The sequence below is a fragment of the Variovorax sp. CF079 genome (assembly GCF_900101545.1).
Taxonomy (GTDB): domain Bacteria; phylum Pseudomonadota; class Gammaproteobacteria; order Burkholderiales; family Burkholderiaceae_C; genus Variovorax.
In genome coordinates this window covers 116,568-139,678 of record NZ_FMZU01000008.1, presented here as the reverse complement: position 1 = coordinate 139,678, position 23,111 = coordinate 116,568, and the positions used below count along the sequence as shown (strand labels likewise).

The window sequence follows — 23,111 nt, the reverse complement described above, 5'->3', positions numbered from 1 at the left end:
AGCTTTCCGAGTTGAGCGCGAACGCGAGGCTCAGCGCTGGGCGATGGGTTGCACGTCGCGCTTGGGCGAGCCTTCGAAGAGCTGGCGCGGACGGCCGATCTTGTACTCCGGGTCGCCGATCATCTCGTTGAGCTGGGCGATCCAGCCGACGGTGCGTGCGAGCGCGAAGATGGCGGTGAAGAGCGGCACCGGAATGCCGATCGCGCGCTGCACGATGCCCGAGTAGAAGTCGACGTTCGGGTAGAGCTTGCGCGAGACGAAGTATTCGTCTTCGAGCGCGATCTTCTCGAGCGCCATCGCGAGCTTGAACAGCGGGTCGTTCTCGAGGCCCAATTCGCTCAGCACTTCCCTGCAGGTTTCCTGCATCAGCTTGGCGCGCGGATCGTAGTTCTTGTAGACGCGGTGCCCGAAGCCCATCAGCTTGACGTTCGAGTTCTTGTCCTTGACCTGCTTGATGAACTCGCCGATCTTGTCGACGCCGCCGGCCTTCTGGATGTCGTGGAGCATGTTGAGCGCCGCCTCGTTGGCGCCGCCGTGGGCCGGGCCCCAGAGGCAGGCCACGCCCGCCGCGATCGCCGCGAAGGGGTTGGTGCCCGACGAGCCGCACAGGCGCACGGTCGAGGTCGAGGCGTTCTGCTCGTGGTCGGCATGCAGGATGAAGATCCGGTCGAGCGCGCGCTCGAGCACCGGGCTCACCTTGTATTCCTCGCAGGGCGTCGCGAACATCATGTGCAGGAAGTTGCCCGCATAGCTGAGGTCGTTCTTCGGGTACATGTAGGGCTGGCCGATCGTGTACTTGTAGGCCATGGCCACGAGCGTCGGCATCTTCGCGATCAGGCGGATCGCGGCGATCTCGCGGTGCTTCGGATTGGTGATGTCCGTGCTGTCGTGATAGAAGGCCGACAGCGCGCCGACCAGGCCGGTCATGATGGCCATCGGGTGCGCATCGCGGCGGAAACCGCGCAGGAAGAACTGCATTTGCTCGTTGACCATCGTGTGGTTGGTCACGAGCTTGGTGAAGCCGGCCTTCTGCGTCGCGTTCGGCAGATCGCCGTACAGCAGCAGATGACAAGTCTCGAGGAAGTCGCAGTTGGTGGCGAGCTGCTCGATCGGGTAGCCGCGGTACAGCAGCTCGCCCTTGTCGCCGTCGATGTAGGTGATGGCCGACTCGCACGACGCCGTCGACATGAAGCCCGGGTCGTAGGTGAACATCCCTGTCTGGGCATAGAGCTTGCGGATGTCGATCACGTCGGGGCCCATGGTGCCCTTGTAGATCGGCAGCTCGACGTTCTGTCCGCCGTTGCTGAACGACAGGGTGGCCTTGGTCTCGGATGCTTTCATTGCGAGTGTCTTTCAAAGAATGTTCAGGAGGGTTGGGATTGCGCGCCGTCGGTGCGCATCAACTGCAGGAGTTCGATCACGTCGGCCCCGGCCCATTCGGGCTCGGGTTCCTTTCTTCGAAGCAGCAGGTCGAGCAGATCGTTGTCCGACAGGTCCATCAATGTCTCCAATGCCTGCGCCTGCCCGCAGGTCAGACCTTCTTCATGCCGCTCGAAGAAGCGCGCGATGAAGAGGTCGTTTTCGAGCAAGCCGCGCCGGCAGCGCCATCGCAGCTTGCTCAGCGCACGTTCGCTGATCGGCTGCCGGAGGTCGGTGGCGGATTGCATGGTCTTGAAAAGTTCAGATGGCGCGGCGCACCATCAGTTCCTTGATCTTGCCGATCGCCTTGGTCGGGTTCAGGTTCTTCGGGCACACGTCGACGCAGTTCATGATCGTGTGGCAGCGGAACAGGCGGTACGGGTCTTCGAGGTTGTCCAGGCGCTCGGCGGTGGCCTCGTCGCGGCTGTCGGCGATGAAGCGGTAGGCCTGCAGCAGGCCGGCCGGGCCGACGAACTTGTCGGGGTTCCACCAGAAGCTCGGGCAGCTGGTCGAACAGCTCGCGCACAGGATGCATTCGTACAGGCCGTTCAGCTCATCGCGCTCTTCGGGCGACTGCAGGCGCTCCTTTTCGGGCGGCACGCTGTCGTTCTGCAGGTAGGGCTTGATCGAGTTGTACTGTTTGAAGAACTGCGTCATGTCCACGATCAGGTCGCGGATCACCGGCAGCCCGGGCAGCGGCTTCAGCACGATCGTGCCCTTGAGCGTGAGCATGTTGGTCAGGCAGGCGAGGCCGTTCTTGCCGTTGATGTTCATCGCGTCCGAGCCGCAGACGCCTTCGCGGCAGGAGCGGCGGAACGACAGCGTCGGATCCTGCGCCTTCAGCTTCATCAGGGCGTCGAGCAGCATGCGCTCGTGGCCGTCGAGCTCGATCTCGACGGTCTGCATGTAGGGCTTGGCGTCCTTGTCCGGGTCGTAGCGGTAGATCTGGAATGTGCGCTTCATCGTGAAAACCTTGAGATATGTTCTTAGAAGGTACGGACCTTGGGAGGCACGGACTCGACCGTCAGCGGTTTCAGCTTGACGGGCTTGTAGGACAGGCGGTTGTCCTGGCTGTACCAGAGCGTGTGCTTCATCCAGTTGGCGTCGTCGCGGCCCAGCGGCGCGACGGGATCGTCGGACGGGCGCTCGTAGTCTTCGACCGTGTGGGCGCCGCGGCACTCCTTGCGCGCGGCGGCCGAGACCATGGTGGCCTGCGCCACCTCGATCAGGTTGTCGACTTCCAGTGCCTCGATGCGCGCGGTGTTGAAGACGCGCGACTTGTCTTTCAGCGTGACCTTGGCCACGCGCTCGCGCACGGCGGCGATCTTCTTGACGCCCTCGTCCATGGAAGCCTGCTTGCGGAACACGGCGGCGTGCTGCTGCATCACGGAGCGGATCTCGCCGGCCACGTCTTGCGCATACTCGCCCGAAGTCGACGACTCAAGCTGGTTCAGGCGTTCCAGCGTGCGATCGGCGGCATCGGCGGGCAGCGGCTTGTGTTCCTTCAGCTTGTCGTTGAATTCGACGATGTGGTTTCCGGCCGCGCGGCCGAACACCAGCAGGTCGAGCAGCGAATTGGTGCCCAGGCGGTTGGCGCCGTGCACGCTCACGCAGGAGCATTCGCCCACCGCGTACAGGCCGTTGACCACGGCGCTGTTTTCCTCGCCCTTCTGGATCACGACCTGGCCGTTGATATTGGTCGGAATGCCGCCCATCTGGTAGTGGATGGTCGGCACCACCGGGATCGGCTCCTTCGTGATATCGACGTTGGCGAAGTTGACGCCGATCTCGTACACCGAAGGCAGGCGCTTGTGGATGGTCTCGGCACCGAGGTGGTCGAGCTTCAGCAGCACGTAGTCCTTGTTCGGGCCGCAGCCGCGGCCTTCCTTGATTTCCTGGTCCATCGAGCGCGAGACGAAATCGCGCGGCGCCAGGTCCTTGAGCGTGGGCGCGTAGCGCTCCATGAATCGTTCGCCGTTGCTGTTGAGCAGGATCGCGCCTTCGCCGCGGCAGCCTTCGGTCAGCAAGACGCCGGCGCCGGCCACGCCGGTCGGGTGGAACTGCCAGAACTCCATGTCCTGCAGCGGAATGCCCGAGCGCGCCGCCATGCCGAGGCCGTCGCCGGTGTTGATGAAGGCGTTGGTCGAGGCCGCGAAGATACGGCCCGCGCCGCCGGTGGCCAGCAGCACGGTCTTGGCCTGCAGGATGTGCAGATCTCCGGTTTCCATCTCGAGCGCGGTCACGCCGACCACATCGCCCTCGGCGTCGCGGATCAGGTCGAGCGCCATCCACTCGACGAAGAATTGCGTGCGTGCCTCGACGTTCTTCTGATAGAGCGTGTGCAGCATCGCGTGGCCGGTGCGGTCGGCCGCTGCGCAGGCGCGCTGCACGGGCTTCTCGCCGTAGTTGGCGGTGTGGCCGCCGAAGGGGCGCTGGTAGATGGTGCCGTCCGGATTGCGGTCGAAGGGCATGCCGAAATGCTCGAGCTCGTACACCACCTTCGGCGCTTCGCGGCACATGAACTCGATCGCGTCCTGGTCGCCGAGCCAGTCGGAGCCCTTGATCGTGTCGTAGAAGTGGTAGTGCCAGTTGTCCTCGCTCATGTTGCCGAGCGAGGCACCGACGCCGCCTTGCGCCGCGACGGTGTGCGAACGGGTCGGGAACACCTTGGACAGCACGGCCACGTTGAGGCCGGCGCGCGCCAGTTGCAGCGAGGCGCGCATGCCGGAGCCGCCGGCGCCGACGATGACGACGTCGAACTTGCGCTTGGTGATTTGTTCTTTGGTATAGGACATGGGGTCAGACTCTCCAGAGCACTTGAATGGCCCAACCCGCGCACGCTACAAGCCAGACGATCGTGAAAACCTGCAAAACGAGACGGATGCCGACCGGCTGGACGTAGTCCATCCAGATGTCGCGCATGCCGACCCAGACGTGATAAAGCAACGAAGCGATCACGACGAAGGTCAGAACCTTCATCCACTGCGAAGCGAAGATGCCGGCCCACGCGTCGTAGCCGATCGGCCCGCGCGTGAAGATCACCTGCACGAGCAGGATGACGGTGAAGAGCGCCATCAGGGCACCCGTGATGCGTTGGCTGAGCCAGTCGCGCAGACCGTAATGCGCGCCGACGACGATGCGCTTGGAGCCGTAGTTCACAGACATCTCGTGCTCCTTAGTAGAGGCCGAACAGCTTGGCGCCGAGGACCAGGGTCAAGAGGATGCTGATCGCCAGCGTGGCGATGGCCGAGCTGTGGCCGAATTCCTTGCTCGCCGCGGCATGGCTCACGTCCATCCACAGATGGCGCAGGCCGGCGACGAAGTGGTGCAGGTAGGCCCAGATCAGCGCCAGCACCACCAGCTTCAGAAACCATCCCGGAACGAAACCAAGGCCGCTGTTGAAGGCGGCCTTGAAGCGGGCGTAGGAGTACTCGGAAGACACGGAGGTGTCGAACATCCAGAGGATGAAGGGAAGCAGCAGGAATATCAGCGCACCGCTCACGCGGTGAAGAATCGACACGACGGCGGCCGGCGGAAGCCGGTAGGTGGTCACATCGGTGAAGACATTGATGTTGCGGAACTCGCGTCGCGGGGGGCGGGGTGGTGTGGCCAGCTCTGTCATGGGGGCTTTCGGTATATTTTTCGAGGGGCGGCTTGGTCTTTGGCGGAAATGCAAACAACGCAAAATTCTATTGCAACGCACCATCGCGCTTCGTGCGCCGCGAAGTCGTCGCACTGCCTCGCTCGGATGCTACTGATTCGATAGCGGTGGTGCGGAAGGCTCAGCCAAGTTCATTGCGATAGTGGTGCGTGTCGGTGCGATAGAGGCCGCGGCGCAGTTCCATCGGCGTGTCGTGATAGGTGTGGGCCACGCGCTCCACGCTCAGAAGCGGCGTGGCGGTGGACACGGCGAGCAGCGCGGCCTGCGCCGCGTCCGGCAGCACGGCGCGAATCTTTTCTTCGGCGCGCACCATGCGCACGCCGAACTCGGTTTCGAACATCGCGTACATCGGGCCGCGCCAGGCGTTCAGCCGCTCCGCCGTCAAACCCTTGAAGGGCGCGCCCGGCAGCCAGAGGTCTTCGAGGATGGTCGGCGTTCCGCGGTACGCCAGCACGCGCCGGACCTGCAAGACGGCATCGCCGGTGCGAAGCGCCAGCAGGCGCGCGATGTCGGCGCTCGCGCGCAGCCGTTTGCAGTCGACGATCTCGCGCTCGGCCGGGCCCTCGCTGTCGACGTCGCCGCTGTCCGGCACCAGCTTCAGGAAGCGGTACTGGACGTGCTGCTCGGCGTGCGTCGCGACGAAGGTGCCCTTGCCCTGGCGGCGCACGACCAGGTTCTCGGCCGCGAGCTCGTCGATGGCCTTGCGCACCGTGCCCTGGCTCACGCGAAAGCGCGCCGCGAGTTCGATCTCGCTCGGGATCGGCTCGCCCGGCTTCCATTCGCCGGCATGCAGGCTCTGCAGGATCAAGGACTTGATCTGCTGGTAGAGCGGGCTGAACGAGGGCGTCAGCTCGGCAAGCGCGGTGGGGGAGGTGCTCATGTCGGCCGACATCTTATATAAGACACAAGACTGGCGCCATCGAAAGCGCAAATCGGCATAAAATCTTCGACGGCCTTTGCGCCCGGGCGGATCGCCCGGCCCGACCTCCGCGGCCGCACCCGCGACCGCGCACCGTTTCATCACATCCTGGAGTTTTCCCATGAGCAAAAAGCCTGTTCGCGTTGCCGTCACTGGTGCCGCCGGTCAGATCGGTTATGCCCTGTTGTTCCGCATCGCCTCCGGCGAAATGCTCGGCAAGGACCAGCCGGTCATCCTGCAACTGCTCGAGATCCCGGACGAGAAAGCCCAGAAGGCGCTCAAGGGCGTGATCATGGAGCTCGAAGACTGCGCCTTCCCGCTGCTCGCCGGCGTGATCCCCACCGGCGATCCGCTGGTCGCCTTCAAGGATGCCGACTACGCGCTGCTGGTCGGCGCCCGCCCGCGCGGCCCCGGCATGGAGCGCGCCGACCTGCTGGCCGCCAACGCTCAGATCTTCACGGCTCAGGGCAAGGCCCTCGACCAGGTCGCGAGCCGCAACGTCAAGGTGCTGGTGGTCGGCAACCCCGCCAACACCAATGCCTACATCGCGATGAAGAGCGCGCCCAGCCTGCCGCGCAAGAACTTCACCGCCATGCTGCGCCTGGACCACAACCGTGCCGCCAGCCAGATCGCCGCCAAGACCGGCACCGCCGTCGGCGACATCGAAAAGCTCACCGTCTGGGGCAACCACTCGCCCACGATGTACGCCGACTACCGCGTCGCCACGGTCGGCGGCAAGAGCGTCAAGGACCTGATCAACGACCAGGTCTGGAATGCCGACGTCTTCCTGCCCACCGTGGGCAAGCGCGGCGCCGCGATCATCGAAGCGCGCGGCCTGTCCTCGGCCGCTTCGGCTGCCAACGCCGCCATCGACCACATGCGCGACTGGGCCCTGGGCTCCAAGGGCAAGTGGGTCACCATGGGCATCCCGTCGGACGGCCAGTACGGCATTCCGAAGGATGTGATCTTCGGCTTCCCGGTCACCACCGAGAACGGCGAGTACAAGCTGGTCGAAGGCCTCGAGATCGACGCCTTCAGCCAGGAGCGCATCGACAAGACGCTGAAGGAACTGCTGGACGAACAGGCCGGCGTGGCTCACCTGCTCTAAGCGCAGTCAGTCACCGGCATGCTCGACTGGAATCCCGCGCTCTACCGTCGCTACGAGGACGAGCGCACGCGCCCGGCACAGGAGCTGCTGGCGCGCGTGCCCTTGACCGGGGCGGCCCGCGTGGTCGACCTCGGCTGCGGGCCGGGCAATTCCACCGAGCTGCTGGTGCAGCGATTTCCCGCTGCCGAGGTGCTCGGCACCGACAACTCCGAAGCCATGCTGGTCAGCGCGCGCGAGCGCCTGCCCCAGGCCCGCTTCGAACTCAGCGACATCGCGCGCTGGCAGCCCGAGCTGCCGCCCGATCTGATCTACGCCAATGCCTCCTTGCAGTGGGTGCCCGATCACGAGACGCTGATCCCGCGCCTGTTCGCTGCATTGGCGCCCGGCGGCGTGCTCGCCATCCAGATGCCGGACAACCGCGAGGAGCCCACGCACCGGCTCATGCGTGAAGTCGCGGCCGAGGCGCCGTGGACTCTAGCGATCGGCGATGCGGACAAGCTGCGCACGCAACTGCTGCCGATCGACGGCTACTACGACCTGCTGGCGGCCGATGCGGCACAGGTCGACGTCTGGCGCACCGCCTACCAGCATCCGATGGTTTCTGCCGCCGCGATCGTCGAGTGGGTGCGCGGCACCGGGCTCAAGCCCTTCGTCGACCGGCTGCCGGCCGATCTGCAGGCCAGCTACCTGGCCGAGTACCAGCGCCGCGTCGACGGCGCTTATCCCGTGCGCACCGACGGCAAGCGCCTGCTGGCCTTCCCGCGCATGTTCATCGCGGCGCAGCGCAAGGCATGAGCCGCCGGGCCGTTCCCAAGGCGAATACCGCAGCGCGCAGCGCGGGAGGTTACGCAATGAGCACTTCCGCGCATCCACGGGACGTGCTGCTCGGCGCGCAAGCCGGTGCCGTCGTGTTGCCCGTGTGCGACCACTACAGCGGCGTCGAATCGCGCATGCGCAAGAGCCTGGCGCTGCAGGCCGAGATGGCCCAGGAGTTCGGCGCCTGCGTGTTCGATGTCACGCTCGACTGCGAAGACGGCGCCCCCGTGGGCGGCGAAGCCGAGCATGCCGCGCTGGTCACCGAGTTGGCGCTGGCTGCCGCACCCGGCATGCGCGTGGGCGCACGGGTGCATCCGGTCGACCACCCGGCCTTTGCCGGCGACGTGATCACCATCGCGGGGCGTGCCGGCCATCGCCTGAGCCACCTGATGGTGCCCAAGGTCGAATCGGCCGAGGACGTGCGCGAGGCCGTCGAGGCCCTCAACGCGGCCGGCGCCGAAGCGGTGCCGCTGCACGTGCTGATCGAATCGCCGTTGGCCGTGCACCATGCCTTCGACATCGCCGCCCATCCGCGCGTCCAGTCGCTGAGCTTCGGCCTGATGGATTTCGTCTCGGCGCACGGCGGCGCGATCCCGGCCGAGGGCATGGGCGCGGCCGGGCAGTTCACGCATCCGCTGGTGGTGCGCGCCAAGCTCGAAATCGCTTCGGCCGCGCACGCGCACGGCAAGGTGCCGTCGCATTGCGTGGTTACAGAATTCAACGACATCGATGCGATGCGCGCCGCGGCGAAAAAAGCAGCGGGTGAGTTCGGCTACACGCGCATGTGGAGCATCCACCCGAACCAGATCCGCCCCATCCTCGAGGCCTTCGCGCCCGATGAGCGGCAGATTCAAATGGCTACAAAAATCATAGCGGCTGCCACTGCCGCCGATTGGGCGCCGGTCAGTTTTGATGGCACATTGCACGACCGCGCAAGCTACCGTCATTTCTGGCAGGTACTTTCGCGTGCGCACGCCACCGGCCGTGCGCTGCCGTCCGAGGCGCAAGCTTGGTTTGCTGCACCGGCGTCCTCCTGAAAACCGAACCTCCTCCAAAGGAAAGACACCCATGAAGAAGATCGCACTGATCGCCGCCGTCGCCCTCGCGCTGCCGGCCCTTGCCCAGAACGCAGCGGATTCCGCCGCCAAGCCGCCCCTCAAGGAACGGGCCAAGAGTACGGCCAAGAACGTGACGCAGAAGGTCGTGCCCAAGCGCGTCATCAAGAAGGTCGAGGAAACCAAGCCCATCAGCGAAGAGACCGACGTCGTGCTCACGCCCGAAGACCTGGCCGTCGCGCAGCGCGTGCTCACCGGCACCATCAAGTGCGAACTGGGCGCGAGCGTGAAGATCGATGCCAGCGAGAAGAAGCAAGGCTTCTTCATCGTCACGCACGGCACCACGCGCTATTTCATGCACCCGGTCAACAGCCGCACTGGCGCAATCCGCCTCGAAGACCCGCGTGCCGAAGCCATGTGGCTTCAGCTGGGCAACAAGTCGATGCTGATGAGCCAGAAGCAGGGCCTGCGCCTGGCCGACGAATGCCAGGCAACCGAGCAGGCGCTGATGGCCGAAGACATGAAGAAGAACCCGCCCAAGAGCCTGTTCGAGGGCGCGGACGCACCCAAGAGGTAAATCAAGGCGCCGGCGGCCCGCCTTTTGCTAGGCCGCCACTGGTTTCAGATCCCGGAGAAAAAGATGTTGAAAGCCTACGTTGACCATGTCGCCGAGCGCGCCGCGCTCGGCATCCCGCCGCTGCCGCTGTCGGCCCAGCAGACCAGCGAGCTCATTGAGCTGCTGAAGAACGCCACCGCCAAGGACGGCGAATTCCTGCTGAACCTGCTCACGCACCGTGTGCCTGCCGGCGTGGACGACGCGGCCAAGGTCAAGGCGAGCTACCTGGCGGCCGTGGCCCACGGCAGCGAGAAGAGCACGCTCATCTCGCGCGCCCATGCCACGGAACTGCTGGGCACCATGCTCGGCGGCTACAACATCAGCCCGCTGATCGACCTGCTCGACGACGCCGAAGTGGGCGCCGTCGCAGCCGAGGGTCTGAAGAAGACCCTGCTGATGTTCGACCAGTTCCACGACGTCAAGGAAAAGGCCGACAAGGGCAACGCCAATGCCAATGCGGTGCTGCAGAGCTGGGCCGATGCCGAGTGGTTCACCAGCCGGCCCGAAGTGCCGCAAAGCCTCACGATCACCGTGCTCAAGGTGAGCGGCGAGACCAACACCGACGACCTGTCGCCCGCGCCCGACGCCACCACGCGCCCCGACATCCCGATGCATGCGCTGGCCATGCTGAAGAACGCGCGCCCCGGCATCACGCCGGAAGAAGACGGCAAGCGCGGCCCGGTCAAGTTCATCGAGTCGCTGAAGGACAAGGGCCACCTGGTCGCCTACGTGGGCGATGTGGTCGGCACCGGTTCGTCGCGCAAGAGCGCCACCAACTCGGTGCTCTGGTTCACCGGCCAGGACATTCCCTTCATCCCCAACAAGCGCTTCGGCGGCGTGTGCCTGGGCAACAAGATCGCGCCGATCTTCTACAACACGATGGAAGACGCGGGCGCGCTGCCGATCGAGCTCGACGTGAGCCAGATGGAGATGGGCGACGTGGTCGAGCTGCGCCCCTATGAAGGCAAGGCGCTGAAGGACGGCAAGCTCATCGCCGAGTTCAAGCTCAAGAGCGATGTGCTGTTCGACGAAGTGCGTGCCGGCGGCCGCATCCCGCTGATCATCGGCCGCGGCCTCACGGCCAAGGCACGCGAGGCGCTGGGCCTGCCGGCTTCGACGCTGTTTCGCCTGCCGGTCAGCCCGGCCGATTCGAAGAAGGGCTATTCGCTGGCCCAGAAGATGGTCGGCCGCGCCTGTGGCCTGCCGGAAGGCATGGGCGTGCGCCCGGGCACCTACTGCGAGCCGAAGATGACCAGCGTCGGTTCGCAGGACACCACCGGCCCGATGACGCGCGACGAGCTGAAGGACCTGGCCTGCCTGGGCTTCAGCGCCGACCTGGTGATGCAGTCCTTCTGCCACACGGCGGCCTACCCGAAGAAGGTCGACGTCAAGATGCACCACGAGTTGCCCGACTTCATGAGCAACCGCGGCGGCGTCTCGCTGCGCCCGGGCGACGGCGTGATCCACTCGTGGCTGAACCGCCTCTTGACGCCCGACACCGTCGGCACCGGCGGCGACAGCCACACGCGCTTCCCGATCGGCATCAGCTTCCCGGCCGGTTCGGGCCTGGTGGCCTTCGCGGCTGCGACCGGCGTGATGCCGCTGGACATGCCCGAGTCGGTGCTGGTGCGCTTCAGGGGCACGATGCAGCCAGGCGTCACGCTGCGCGACTTGGTCAATGCGATTCCGCTCTATGCGATCAAGTCGGGCCTGCTCACGGTCGAGAAGAAGGGCAAGAAGAACATCTTCTCGGGCCGCATCCTCGAGATCGAAGGCCTGCCGGAGCTCAAGGTCGAACAGGCCTTCGAACTGAGCGACGCCTCGGCCGAGCGTTCGGCCGCGGGGTGCACGGTGCACCTGAACAAGGAACCGATCATCGAGTACATCAACAGCAACATCACGCTGATGAAGTGGATGATCGCCGAAGGCTATGCCGATGCGCGCACCCTGCAGCGCCGTATCGCCGCGCAGGAAGCCTGGCTCAAGGATCCGCAGCTGCTCAAGGGCGACGCCGATGCCGAATACGCCGCCGTGATCGAGATCGACCTGGCCGACATCCACGAGCCCATCGTGGCCTGCCCGAACGACCCCGACGACGTGAAGACGCTGTCGGACGTGGCCGGCGCCAAGATCGACGAAGTGTTCATCGGTTCGTGCATGACCAACATCGGCCACTTCCGCGCGGCGTCCAAGCTGCTCGAAGGCAAGCGCGACATCCCGGTCAAGCTGTGGATCGCGCCGCCGACCAAGATGGATGCGCAGCAGCTCACCGAAGAAGGCCACTACGGCGTGTTCGGCAACGCGGGTGCGCGCACCGAGATGCCGGGCTGCTCGCTGTGCATGGGCAACCAGGCGCAGGTGCGCGAAGGCGCGACCGTGATGTCGACCAGCACGCGCAACTTCCCCAACCGCCTGGGCAAGAACACCAACGTGTACCTGGGCAGCGCCGAGCTGGCCGCGATCTGCTCGCGCCTGGGCCGCATTCCGACCAAGGAAGAGTACATGGCCAGCGTCGGCGTGCTCGATGCGTCGAGCGCGCAGATCTACCAGTACCTGAACTTCGACAAGATCGAGGATTACAAGGGCGTGGCGGATTCGGTCGCGGCCTGACCGTTGCTCGCCGCCAGGCGCCTCAGTAAAAAGCCCGCCTCTAGGCGGGCTTTTTTTCTCCTTCGTGGAGCGCTGCCAGTGCTGCGGCCGTCTGCGCATCCGCCGGAAAGAAGGACTCCACCGCCAGTTCCTGCAGCGTCACATCCACCGGCGTGCCGAAGATGGTGGTGGTGCTGATGAAGCACAGCACGCCCTGCGGCGTCACGAACTGGAAGGGCACCACCACGCCGTTGAGCTCGCCGCCCGCGGCGGGCGTGTCGTGGCTGACGTTCGGTGCCGGATAGGCCGCCAGTTCATCGTGCAGTGCAGAGAGCGCCGCGTCGCCCGTGGCCGCGATCTGTTGCTGCAGCCGTTCGAGCAGATGCGCGCGCCACTGGGCCAGGTTCGCGATGCGCGAGGCCAGGCCATCGGGGTGCAGGCTGAGCCGCAGCACGTTGACCGGCGGCTTCAGCAGCTCTGGCGCCGCGCCCGCCATTAGCAGCGGCACGAGCGCGTTGTACGCCACCAGGTTCCAGTGGCGATCGACCGCCAGCGCCGGAAAGGGCTCGTGCCCCTTGAGCACCAGGTCGACCGCCCGGCGCGCCGAGGCGAGGGCGGGATCGTCCAGCGAGCGCTGCCGGTACATCGGCGCGTAGCCGGCCGCCACCAGCAGCGTGTTGCGTTCGCGCAGCGGCACTTCGAGCCGCTCGGCAAGGCGCAGCACCATCTCGCGGCTGGGCTCGGCGCGGCCGGTTTCGACGTAGCTCAGGTGGCGCGTCGAGACCTGGGCCTCGTGCGCCAGGTCGAGCTGGCTCAGGCGGCGGTGCTGGCGCCAGTGGCGCAAGTGGATGCCGAAGGGGTCGGCCGCGGTAGGAGGTGTGCTGTGGGAGCTCATGGCCGCCATCCTAGTGAAGCGGCGCGCCGCGGCCATGACCTCCCAGGTCATCGACCGTCCGCCGTGTCGCCGGAATGATGGACCCCAACGCGGCAGGAAGGGCCTGCGGCGTGCCACACAAGGAGTCCGTCATGTCCGTCTTCGCTTCTTCCCGCTTTCTGCCCCGCATGATGTGGGCCGATGCCGCTTCGTGCGCCGCGACCGGCCTGCTGCAGGTGGCCTTCACCGGCGTGCTGGCCCGCCTGACCGGTCTGCCCGCGCCCCTGCTCCTGGGCACCGGCGTCTTCCTGCTGGCCTATGCCGCCGCCGCGGCATGGATGGCCAGCCGCGGCGTCCCGCCGCGCCGGCTGATCGGGCTGGTGGTCGTCGGCAACTTCGGCTGGGCCGCGGCCTGCGTTGCCCTGCTGGCCATCGGCGGGGCCGCGATCGCGCCGCTCGGGTGGGCCTGGGTGATTGCGCAAGCCCTGACCGTTGTCGTGCTGGCCGAACTGCAATGGATGGGCCTGCGCCACAGCCGGCCGGCGGCCCGCGGCGCGATCGCGGCATGAGCCTACGGAGCGCTGGGGTGCGCTCCCCGACTACAGCCGTTGTCATCGATCCCTGCTATCTTTAAGGAGCTTCCACGAATCACAGGAGTTCCTCATGGCCAAAGAACCGGCACACGCTTTTGCCCCCATGCTCAAGACCTTCAAGACCGCATCGGGCAAAGCCGGCAAATACTGGTCACTCAAGGAACTCGCGAAGCAATACCCCAACGTCGACAAGCTGCCGGTGTCGATCCGCATCGTGCTCGAATCGGTGCTGCGCAACTGCGACGGCCAGAAGGTCACGGCCGAGCATGTCGAGCAACTCGCCAACTGGGCGCCCAATGCGGAGCGCACCGACGAGATCCCCTTCGTCGTGACCCGCGTGGTGCTGCAGGACTTCACCGGCGTGCCGCTGCTCGCAGACCTTGCCGCCATGCGCAGTGTCGCGAAGTCGCTGGGCAAGTCGCCCAAGACCATCGAGCCGCTGGTGCCGGTGGACCTGGTGGTCGACCACTCGGTGATGGTGGACTACTATGGCACGCCCAAGGCACTCGACCTCAACATGAAGCTCGAGTTCCAGCGCAACAACGAGCGCTACCAGTTCATGAAGTGGGGCATGCAGGCCTTTGACACCTTCGGCGTGGTGCCGCCCGGCTTCGGCATCGTGCACCAGGTCAACCTCGAATACTTCGCGCGCGGCGTCTACAAGAGCCCGAACGACGACGGCGACCCGCCGGTCTACTACCCCGACTCGCTGGTCGGCACCGACAGCCACACCACCATGATCAACGGCATCGGCGTGGTGGGCTGGGGCGTGGGCGGCATCGAGGCCGAGGCCGCGATGCTGGGCCAACCGGTCTACATGCTCACGCCCGACGTGGTGGGCTTCGAGCTCAGCGGCAAGCTGCGCGAAGGCGTCACGGCCACCGACTTGGTGCTCTATGTCACGGCCATCCTGCGCGGCGAGAAGGTGGTGGGCAAGTTCGTCGAGTTCTTCGGCCCCGGCGCGGCCTCGATCGCGGTGCCCGACCGCGCGACCATCGGCAACATGGCGCCCGAGTACGGCGCGACCATGGGCTTCTTCCCGGTCGACGAGATGACGGTGGCCTACTTCAAGGGCACCGGCCGCACCGACAAGGAAATCGAGCGCTTCGAGGCGTACTACAAGGCGCAGGGGTTGTTCGGCATGCCGGCGCCCGGCGAGCTGAACTACACCAAGGTCGTCAAGCTCGACCTCGGCACCGTGACGCCGAGCCTCGCGGGCCCCAAGCGCCCGCAGGACCGCATCGATCTCGGCCATCTCGCGACCAAATTCTCCGAGCTCTACAGCAAGCCCAACGAGGCCAACGGCTTCAACCAGCCGGCCGACAAGCTCAAGCTGCGCTATCCGCTGCCGCACAACGGCGAGTCGGCGGAGCAGGAGCCGGACGACCCGAAGCCGGGCGCGCCGCGCCCGGTGGTCGAAATGGCCGACAACAAGCCGACGTCGGAATCAGCGCACGTCGGCGACACGGCAGCCCATGTGAAAGCCAGCGGCGTGACCATCGGCAACGGCGACGTGCTGATCGCCGCCATCACCTCCTGCACCAACACCTCGAATCCCAGCGTGCTGCTGGCTGCCGGCCTGCTGGCCAAGAAGGCGGTGGAGGCGGGGCTCACGGTCAAGCCGCACATCAAGACCTCGCTGGCGCCGGGCTCGCGCATCGTGACCGAGTACCTCGAGAAGGCGGGCCTCCTGCAGTACCTCGAAAAGCTCGGCTTCTATCTCGCGGGCTACGGCTGCACCACCTGCATCGGCAATGCCGGCGACCTGGCGCCCGAGATCAACGAGGCGATCACCAAGAACAACCTCGTGGGCGCGGCCGTGCTTTCGGGCAACCGCAACTTCGAAGCGCGCATCCATCCGAACATCAAGGCCAACTTCCTGGCCTCGCCGCCGCTGGTGGTGGCCTATGCCATCGCGGGCAACGTGATGGTCGATCTCATGACCCAGCCGGTGGGCAAGGGCAAGAAGGGCAAGGACGTCTACCTCGGCGACATCTGGCCCAGCATGAAGGAGATCGACGAGAACCTGCACTATGCGATGAATGCGAAGGCCTTCCGCAAGAACTACGAGCAGATCAAGGACAACCCCGGCAAGCTGTGGAGCAGCATCAAGGGCACGACCGGGCAGGTGTACGACTGGCCCAAGTCCACCTACATCGCCGAGCCGCCCTTCTTCGAGGGCTTCAAGATGGAGCCGCACGCATCGGACGCCGGCTTCACCGGGGCGCGCATCATGGCGCTGTTCGGCGACTCGATCACCACCGACCACATCTCGCCGGCCGGCTCGATCAAGGAAAGCTCGCCGGCGGGCATCTGGCTCAAGGCGCATGGCGTGCAGAAGGCCGACTTCAACAGCTACGGCTCGCGCCGCGGCAACCATGACGTGATGATGCGCGGGACCTTCGCCAACGTGCGCATCAAGAACCTCATGCTTCCGCCGGGCCCGGACGGCTCGCGCGAGGAGGGCGGACTGACGCAGTTCCAGCCGGGCAACGAGAAGATGTTCATCTACGACGCCGCGATGAAGTACATCGAGCAGGGCGTGCCCACCGTCATCTTCGGCGGCGAGGAGTACGGCACCGGGTCGTCGCGCGACTGGGCGGCCAAGGGCACGCAGCTCTTGGGCATCAAGGCGGTGGTGGCGCGCAGTTTCGAGCGCATCCACCGCGCCAACCTGGTCGGCATGGGCGTGCTGCCGCTACAGTTCCGCGGTGCCGATTCGTGGGAAAGCCTGGAGCTCACCGGCGGCGAGAAGATCGACGTCGTGATCGGCGGGGAACTCAAGCCGCAGATGGACGTCAAGATCGTGGTGCACCGTCCCGACGGCAGCCACCAGGAAGTGACGGTGCGCCTGCGCATCGACACGCCGATCGAGGTCGACTACTACAAACACGGCGGGATCCTGCCTTTTGTGCTCAGGCAGCTCCTCGCTGCCTGAGCACACAGGCAGAGCCTGCCTCTGTGACCGGCACGCGGCCGCGTGCCGGGGTGCTGCGGCAGCTGCTCGCTGCCTGAGCTCAGTTGCTGTCGAGCCGCTTCGCCAGGCGCTCGAGCACCGGGCGGATACCTTCGCCCACCTGGATCTGCGGGTTCGAGAAGCCGTCGTCCTTGCCGGCGTCGATTTCGCGCTGGCGAATCACCGGCACGCCCGCCGCGAAGGCTGCTTCGAAGGAGTGGCTCTTGCGCAGTTCCTCGTTGAATACCGCGCGGCCGAAGAAGGTGAGTTCGGACAGCCTGCCGCAGCCGTAAGAGGTGTGCTCGGCATCGGCGGCGGTCATGATGAGGCTGTCCTCGGTGGCGAGGGGTTCGATCCAGCCGCCCGAATAGCAGGCCGAGATGGCGATCACGCGGTGCCGGATGCCGGCCGCGTCGAGCGCTTCGCGCACTTCCTGCGGCGTCAGCCACGGCACGGTCAGCGGCCAGTGCGTGGCGGCGAGCTTGAAATCCCGCGCGCCGTGCGAGGTCATGTAGAGCACCAGCACGTCGCGCTCGCGGTCCATGCGTGCGGCCAGCGCCTCCACGGCACGCCGCAGGTTCAGCGGCGTCGCCCAGGGGAGCTCCTGCGTGGTGGTCGCGTGGTTGACCAGGCGCAGCACGCGCCCCTTGGCGTCGAATCGCTCTTCGAGCAGGGTGGCCACCATGGCGCTTTCGCGCAGGAAGACATCTTCTGAGGCATAGGGCGCGAACACCAGTCCGTAGACATGGGATTCGCCGTCCGGCCGCGGCGCCAGGCCGGCGACGGCGCGCTGCCATACGGCCTGCTGTTCCTCGAAGGTCTCCTGCGTCAGCTGCAGCCGGGGCCGCTCCGGCGCCGCCGAGGCGCTGTAGTCCTGCTGCCAGACCCGCTCGCGGTCTTGCTGCGTGTCTTGCCAGATGCCGATGGCGGTGATGGCCAGCATGCCGGGGACGAAGAGGGCAAGGCGCATGCGCGAAGGCGTGCAGCGTGCCATGAGGCATATCGAGCTCAGCAGCCAGCACGCGATCAGGCTGCCGTAGACAGCCCAGAAGCCCGAGGTGGTGGTGAGCGGTTGAGGCAACCAGCCCCGGAAGTAGGCGAGGGCGAAGCCCGCCATGAGCAGGTTCCAGGGCACGGCGGCCCAGGTGCTCAACGCAAACCAGCGGCTCACGCTCGCGGCGGGCGACAGCGCCGCCCAGCCGACCCACAGCGTGAGTGCGGTGGCCCACCAGGCATTCAGCTCCGCGGCCGGGTGGAAGGTGGCCGGGCCGTCGACCTGGAGCCGTTCGATGCCCAGCACCAGCAGGAGCGGGATCAGCACGATGAGCATCAACTGCCAGGGGCTGGGCGAGGCCGCGATGCGAGGGGCCAGCAGCACCGAGGCGCGCAGGCCTTCGACGATCCAATGCCAGAAGCTGGGACGGCGTTGCACGTCGTGTGCGGGCAGGTCGGGATGCTCGTCTGTCATGCCCGGATGATGCCTTGCACGCAGGGATTCTTCGGCCCCGGTTCGCCAAACGTCAGCGTTTTCGAGAATAATTCTCATTTTGACAATTGGATTCCGCGGGTGACCACCACGAACGGCGCGGCCTTGGCCGCCATCAGCCTCGATCAGCTTCCCAGCAACCAGTGGGCGACCGTGCTCGATGTGCTTCGGCCCGATGAAGCGGAAGGCCGGGACCTGGTGCTGCGCCTGACCGAGATCGGCTTCGTGCCCGGCGAGGCGGTGCGCATCGTTGCCAATGGCGTGCCGGGCCGCGAGCCGCTGGCCGTGCGCCTGGGCCACACCACCTTCGCGCTGCGCCGCCACGAGGCCTCGTTCATCCGCGTGATGCCGGGAGCCGCGCAGCATGGTTGAAGCGACGCTGAACTTCCAGCCCGGCGCCGCTGTCTCGTCGGCGCCGCCGGGCCGCGTCGCGCTCCTGGGCAATCCCAACTGCGGCAAGACGGCGCTGTTCAATCTGCTGACGGGCAGCCGCCAGAAAGTGGCCAATTACGCCGGCGTGACGGTCGAGCGCAAGGAAGGCCTGCTGCGCACCGCCGCCGGCCGGCGCGTGTTCGTGCTCGACCTGCCGGGCGCCTACAGCCTCAATGCGCTGTCGGCGGACGAGGCGGTGACGCGCGACGTGGTCACCGGCAGGAGCCAGGAGGCGCTGCCCGATCTGCTGGTGTGCGTGACCGACGCCACCAACCTGCGGCTCAACCTGCGGCTGGTGCTCGAGGCCAAGCGCCTGGGCCTGCCGATGGTGGTGGCGCTGAACATGACCGACATGGCGAAGAAGCAGGGCATCGTGGTCGATGTCGCGCTGCTTTCGCGCGAGCTCGGCGTGCCGGTGATCGAGACCGTCGGCGTGCATGCCGGCGGCGCCAAGGGCCTGCTCGAGGCGCTCGATGCGCCGGTGGCGGTCGCGGCGCCCCAGCCCTGGCAGGCGCCGGGGCTCGACGACGTGCTCGCCACGCAGCGCGAGGTGCGCCGCATCCTCGGCGTGGCGGTGCGCGAGCCGGTCGGCAGCCTGGCCGCCAGCGACCGCATCGACCGCGTGGTGATGCATCCGGTGTGGGGCATGCTGGTGCTCGCCGTCACGCTGTTCCTGATGTTCCAGGCCGTGTTCAGTTGGGCCAACGTGCCGATGGACGCGATCAAGGACGCAACCGCCGCCTTCGGCGAACTCATCAAGCGCTTCGTGCCCGAGGGCATGCTGCAGAGCCTGCTGGTCGACGGCATCATCGCCGGCGTGGGCGGCGTGATCGTATTCCTGCCGCAGATCCTGATCCTGTTCCTGTTCATCCTCGCCCTGGAAGACTCCGGCTACCTGCCGCGCGCGGCCTTCCTGCTCGACCGCGTGATGGGCACCGTGGGCCTGTCGGGCCGCTCCTTCATTCCGCTGCTGTCGAGCTTCGCCTGCGCCATTCCGGGGGTGATGGCCACGCGCACCATCAGCAACTGGCGCGACCGGCTCACCACGATCATGATCGCGCCGCTGATGACCTGCTCGGCGCGGCTGCCGGTCTATGCGCTCCTGATCGCGGCCTTCATCCCGGCGCGCACCGTGGGCGGCGTGTTCAACCTGCAAGGCGTGGTGTTGTTCGCGCTTTACGTGTTCGGCATCGTCTCGGCGATGGCGGTGGCTTGGGTCATGAAGCGCTTCCGCGACAGCAAGCAGCATTCGCCGCTGATGATGGAACTGCCGGCCTACCGCTGGCCCAACCTGCGCAACCTGGCGCTGGGCCTTTATGAACGGGCGTGGATCTTCATCCAGCGCGTGGGCACGATCATCCTCACGCTCACGATCCTGCTGTGGTTCCTCTCGACCTTCCCGTCGCCGCCCGAGGGCGCGACCGGCCCGGCGATCCAGTACAGCCTGGCCGGCATGATCGGCCGCGGGCTGGAGCACATCTTCGCGCCCATCGGCTTCAACTGGCAGATCTCGATCGCGCTGGTGCCGGGCATGGCGGCGCGCGAGGTGGCGGTGGGCGCGCTCGGCACGGTGTATGCGCTGTCGGCCACCGGCGACGACGTCGCGGGCCAGCTCGAGCCGCTGATCGCCGGCAGCTGGTCGCTCGCCACGGCGCTGTCGCTCCTGGTCTGGTACGTGTTCGCGCCGCAGTGCATCTCGACGCTGGCCGCGGTCAAGCGCGAGACCGGTTCGTGGCGCTACGTGTGGATCATGGCCGGCTATTTGTTCGCGCTCGCCTACATTGCGTGCTGGATAACCTATAGGGTTGCTCTGGCACTCACAGGAGGATGAGATGACACAACAGATCATCGTCGGGCTGATCGTCGCGCTGGCCGCGATCTATGCGGTCTGGCGCTGGATGCCCGCCGGCTGGCGCCGCGCCGCGGCGGCGAGGCTCGCGTCGGGCACGCAGCGCGCGGGCCTGGTCGATGCGGAGCAGGCACGGCAGTTGGCCGAGTCGCTGGCCAAGAGCTCGGGCTGCGGCTCGTGCGACAGCTGCGGCAATTGCGGCACCACCAAGAGCAGTCCTTCGGCAGCGCCGGATCGCGCAAAGCCAGCGACGCGCGCGCATTGAGCGGGGCATGCCGGCCGCTCACATCCTGATCGCAGGCGGGGGCATTGCGGGTCTGGCGAGCGCGCTCGCGCTGGCTCGCCGCCGCCACCGCATCGACCTGTTCGAACAGGCCGTGGCTTTCGGCGAGGTCGGTGCCGGCATCCAGCTAGGCCCCAACGTCACGCGCCGGCTGCAGTCGCTGGGCGTGTGGGAGCCGCTTGTGCGCATCGCGGCGCGGCCCGAGGCGCTGGTGGTGCGCAGCGCGACCAGCGGCCTGGAGATCGCCCGCCTGCCGCTCGGCAATGCGATGCTGCGAAGCTATGACTCCCCTTATCTTTGCGTGCACCGCGCCGACCTGCATGCGCTGCTGCTGGCTGCCGTGCGCGGGAGCGGCGCCGTCACGCTCAACACCGGCACGCGCGTCGACCAGGCGGTGGCGCGTGCCGGCGCGGTCTGCGTGTCGAGTGCGGATGCGCGGGCCTGGGAGGGCGATGCGCTGATCGGCGCCGACGGCCTCTGGAGCGCGGTGCGTTCGCGCGTGGTGGAGGATTCGCCGCCGCCGCGCGCGACCGGCCACACGGCCTGGCGTGCGCTCATCGAGCAATCGGCGCTGCCTGCGGCGCTGCGCAGCACGCAGATCGGCGTCTGGCTCGGGCCGCGGCTGCATGCGGTGGCTTACCCGGTGCGCCGCGGCGATGCGCTCAATGTCGTGGTGCTGGCCGAGGCCGCGCCGGCCGGCGATGCGCGCGATTGGGACCAGGCGAGCAGCCTGGCTGCGCTGCAGGCGGCTACCGGCCGAACCTGCGCCGGCCTCCAGGCGCTGCTGGAAGCGATGCCTTCATGGGGCGCATGGACGCTCAGCGACCGGCCGCCGCTCACCGGACCCGAGCAGATGGCCGGCGAACGCGTGGCCCTGGCCGGCGACGCGGCGCATCCGATGCTGCCCTACCTGGCGCAGGGCGCCGGCATGGCGATCGAGGACGCGGTGGCGCTGGCTGGTGCACTCGATGGAGGCGATTCGGCGGCAGTGCCGGCCGCGCTGGCGCGCTACGCGGCCGCGCGCTGGGAGCGCAACGCCCAGGTCCAGGCGCGGGCGCGGCGCAACGGCGAGATCTTTCATGCCACCGGCCTGGTGCGCGTGGGGCGCGATGCGGCCCTGCGACTGCTCGGCGCGCGGCTGCTCGACGTGCCCTGGCTCTACCGGGCTTGAATCAGAGCGCGAAGCTTTGCAAATGGTCGACACGCTCGGCCAGACCGTGCGCGCCCAGATAGTGGCTGACCTTGCCGGTGCGCACCTCGGCCAGCGAGGTCTCGAGCTCGGCGAGCATCCCGTTCCTGACCGATTCGAAAGCCGCGGGCAGGTCATCGTGGGCCTGGCCGTAGGCAGCGGCGATGAGCCGTGCGGCGGCCGGCGCGCCGCAAGCCACGCACTCTGCGATCGCGGTGGCGCTCGGTTGGGCGCCGTGATCGAGCAGCAGGGTGACGAGTTCGGGCGAGACCGCGCTGTCGATGTAGTCGAGCGCGTCCGGCGCCACCGGCGCACCGGCGCGCACCAGCGCGGCCGCTGCAGCATGGGCACCGTGGCTCAGCGCCAGGTCGGTGGCGATCGCGCTGCCCTGCAGCGGGCCGTCGAGCGCCACGCCGGCCGCCGCCAGCCGTTCGACCAGCGCGGCATCGTCGGTGGCGACCGCATGGCGCAATGCGATGCGCGAGAGCGGGCCGTCCTGGCCCAGCGTGCCATCGGCCAGCGGTGTCTTCCAGTCGACCGTGGCGCGGCGGTAGAACGCGACCAGCTTGTCCATCAGCTCCAGGGACAGGCCGTGCGCTTCGTGACGCTCGTCGAGGTATTCGAGCAGTGCTTGCCCGGTGAAGTAGTCGCCGGCCGGTTCGAGCGGGTCTTCGTCCAGGTGCAGCATGGCAAAGGCTGCGTACAGATCGTGCCCGACGGTCGTCAATCCATCCTCGTGCAGCGCGTGCGCCCAGGCCTCGGGGAGGCCCTGCTTCCACGCCAGGATATGGCCGTAGTCCGCGCCGGGCTCGACCACGGCGTAGATGCGGTCGCTGTATTCGAAGCCGCCGAAGGGCAGGGCGGTGAGCTTGCCGTCCCAGGCTTGGTCGCCCGCCTTGGCGGCTTCCTCCGCCACTTGCCGTTCGTGATCGATCCAGCCCTGCAGGTCGTGGTAGCCGTCGCTGCCGTTCCAGAACAGCTCGCTCCAGCTGACGGCCTCTTCGTTGCCGTTCATGCGCAGGTGGAGGTCGTAGTCGATGCGCCCGCCCGCCGTTTGCTGCCAGAGCGCGACGAGTTCGGGCGGGATCGGCCCGGCGCACAGGGCCTGTACCGTGGCGATCTGCTCGAAGGGAATCGGCGGCCGGGCATCGAAGATCACGCGTTCGGCAAAGAGCACGATGCCGTGCTCGCGCAGCTGGCTCAACTCGTCGTCGGCAAAGAAATCGCTGCTCATCGTCGTCTCCTTGATCGTTGTCGAGCTCGGCG

At 67.0% G+C, this 23,111-nt stretch carries 21 protein-coding genes; 11 read left to right on the top strand and 10 right to left on the bottom strand.

Annotated features, from left to right (window positions below):
• Positions 1-30 precede the first annotated feature (30 nt).
• The 7 genes from gltA to BLS74_RS12670 all read right to left on the bottom strand — a co-directional run bounded on the left by gltA (position 31) and on the right by BLS74_RS12670 (position 5,960).
• The gene (gltA, locus tag BLS74_RS12700; protein ID WP_093106514.1) at positions 31-1,341 is read right to left on the bottom strand and encodes a citrate synthase; all 1,311 of its coding nucleotides are present in this window, start codon (positions 1,339-1,341) and stop codon (positions 31-33) included.
• 23 nt (positions 1,342-1,364) lie between these two features.
• Positions 1,365-1,667: an FAD assembly factor SdhE gene (locus tag BLS74_RS12695; RefSeq protein ID WP_093106511.1), complete on the bottom strand. Its 303-nt coding sequence runs from the start codon at positions 1,665-1,667 to the stop codon at positions 1,365-1,367.
• Between the two features lie 13 nt (positions 1,668-1,680).
• A complete protein-coding gene (locus BLS74_RS12690) occupies positions 1,681-2,382 on the bottom strand; it encodes a succinate dehydrogenase iron-sulfur subunit (protein ID WP_093106509.1) in 702 nt (233 codons plus the stop codon).
• A 23-nt stretch (positions 2,383-2,405) separates the two neighbouring features.
• Positions 2,406-4,214 carry a succinate dehydrogenase flavoprotein subunit gene (gene sdhA / locus BLS74_RS12685; RefSeq protein WP_093106506.1) on the bottom strand — a complete coding sequence of 603 codons (1,809 nt, stop codon included), beginning with the start codon at positions 4,212-4,214 and terminating at the stop codon, positions 2,406-2,408.
• Positions 4,215-4,218: 4 nt separating this feature from the next.
• The gene (sdhD, locus tag BLS74_RS12680; protein WP_093106504.1) at positions 4,219-4,584 is read right to left on the bottom strand and encodes a succinate dehydrogenase, hydrophobic membrane anchor protein; all 366 of its coding nucleotides are present in this window, start codon (positions 4,582-4,584) and stop codon (positions 4,219-4,221) included.
• Between the two features lie 10 nt (positions 4,585-4,594).
• A complete protein-coding gene (gene sdhC, locus BLS74_RS12675; protein ID WP_093106502.1) occupies positions 4,595-5,041 on the bottom strand; it encodes a succinate dehydrogenase, cytochrome b556 subunit in 447 nt (148 codons plus the stop codon).
• Between the two features lie 160 nt (positions 5,042-5,201).
• A complete protein-coding gene (locus tag BLS74_RS12670; protein ID WP_244503854.1) occupies positions 5,202-5,960 on the bottom strand; it encodes a GntR family transcriptional regulator in 759 nt (252 codons plus the stop codon).
• A gap of 160 nt (positions 5,961-6,120) precedes the next feature.
• On the opposite strand from BLS74_RS12670, the gene BLS74_RS12665 reads away from it, so the two are divergent.
• From BLS74_RS12665 to BLS74_RS12645, 5 genes are all read left to right on the top strand, one after another.
• On the top strand, positions 6,121-7,107 hold the full coding sequence (locus BLS74_RS12665) for a malate dehydrogenase (protein WP_093106496.1): 987 nt from the start codon (positions 6,121-6,123) through the stop codon (positions 7,105-7,107).
• Positions 7,108-7,125: 18 nt separating this feature from the next.
• Complete coding sequence (gene tam / locus BLS74_RS12660) at positions 7,126-7,902, top strand: trans-aconitate 2-methyltransferase (protein WP_093106494.1); 777 nt, start codon at positions 7,126-7,128, stop codon at positions 7,900-7,902.
• Positions 7,903-7,958: 56 nt separating this feature from the next.
• Positions 7,959-8,960 (top strand): HpcH/HpaI aldolase/citrate lyase family protein, encoded by a 1,002-nt coding sequence (locus BLS74_RS12655; protein WP_093106491.1) that lies wholly within the window; start codon positions 7,959-7,961, stop codon positions 8,958-8,960.
• Positions 8,961-8,991: 31 nt separating this feature from the next.
• On the top strand, positions 8,992-9,555 hold the full coding sequence (locus BLS74_RS12650; protein WP_093106489.1) for a hypothetical protein: 564 nt from the start codon (positions 8,992-8,994) through the stop codon (positions 9,553-9,555).
• A 63-nt stretch (positions 9,556-9,618) separates the two neighbouring features.
• Positions 9,619-12,204, top strand: coding sequence for a bifunctional aconitate hydratase 2/2-methylisocitrate dehydratase (locus tag BLS74_RS12645; protein ID WP_093106486.1), 2,586 nt, complete (start codon positions 9,619-9,621; stop codon positions 12,202-12,204).
• 40 nt (positions 12,205-12,244) lie between these two features.
• Here the strand turns inward: BLS74_RS12645 and BLS74_RS12640 are convergent, their stop codons facing one another.
• A complete protein-coding gene (locus BLS74_RS12640; RefSeq protein ID WP_093106853.1) occupies positions 12,245-13,078 on the bottom strand; it encodes a helix-turn-helix domain-containing protein in 834 nt (277 codons plus the stop codon).
• A gap of 131 nt (positions 13,079-13,209) precedes the next feature.
• Here BLS74_RS12640 and BLS74_RS12635 point away from each other — a divergent pair, with 131 nt between their 5' ends.
• Positions 13,210-13,626 carry a hypothetical protein gene (locus BLS74_RS12635; RefSeq protein ID WP_093106484.1) on the top strand — a complete coding sequence of 139 codons (417 nt, stop codon included), beginning with the start codon at positions 13,210-13,212 and terminating at the stop codon, positions 13,624-13,626.
• Positions 13,627-13,720: 94 nt separating this feature from the next.
• Positions 13,721-16,588, top strand: a complete 2,868-nt coding sequence (locus tag BLS74_RS12630) for an aconitate hydratase (RefSeq protein WP_093106481.1) — start codon at positions 13,721-13,723, stop codon at positions 16,586-16,588.
• Between the two features lie 79 nt (positions 16,589-16,667).
• Here BLS74_RS12630 and BLS74_RS12625 read toward each other — a convergent pair whose 3' ends face one another.
• Positions 16,668-18,074, bottom strand: coding sequence for a C13 family peptidase (locus BLS74_RS12625; protein ID WP_093106478.1), 1,407 nt, complete (start codon positions 18,072-18,074; stop codon positions 16,668-16,670).
• A 99-nt stretch (positions 18,075-18,173) separates the two neighbouring features.
• Here BLS74_RS12625 and BLS74_RS12620 point away from each other — a divergent pair, with 99 nt between their 5' ends.
• From BLS74_RS12620 to BLS74_RS12605, 4 genes are read left to right on the top strand one after another with little or no spacing between them, the layout of a single operon-like run.
• The gene (locus BLS74_RS12620) at positions 18,174-18,464 is read left to right on the top strand and encodes a FeoA family protein (protein ID WP_244503853.1); all 291 of its coding nucleotides are present in this window, start codon (positions 18,174-18,176) and stop codon (positions 18,462-18,464) included.
• Positions 18,457-20,355: a ferrous iron transporter B gene (locus tag BLS74_RS12615; protein WP_093106476.1), complete on the top strand. Its 1,899-nt coding sequence runs from the start codon at positions 18,457-18,459 to the stop codon at positions 20,353-20,355. The genes BLS74_RS12620 and BLS74_RS12615 overlap by 8 nt, the downstream gene beginning before the upstream one ends.
• A gap of 1 nt (position 20,356) precedes the next feature.
• On the top strand, positions 20,357-20,638 hold the full coding sequence (locus tag BLS74_RS12610) for a DUF6587 family protein (protein WP_244503852.1): 282 nt from the start codon (positions 20,357-20,359) through the stop codon (positions 20,636-20,638).
• Positions 20,639-20,645: 7 nt separating this feature from the next.
• The gene (locus BLS74_RS12605; protein WP_093106473.1) at positions 20,646-21,827 is read left to right on the top strand and encodes an FAD-dependent monooxygenase; all 1,182 of its coding nucleotides are present in this window, start codon (positions 20,646-20,648) and stop codon (positions 21,825-21,827) included.
• Between the two features lies 1 nt (position 21,828).
• On the opposite strand, the gene BLS74_RS12600 is transcribed toward BLS74_RS12605, so the two are convergent.
• Positions 21,829-23,079 (bottom strand): SMI1/KNR4 family protein, encoded by a 1,251-nt coding sequence (locus BLS74_RS12600; protein WP_093106471.1) that lies wholly within the window; start codon positions 23,077-23,079, stop codon positions 21,829-21,831.
• Between the last annotated feature and the right edge of the window lie 32 nt (positions 23,080-23,111).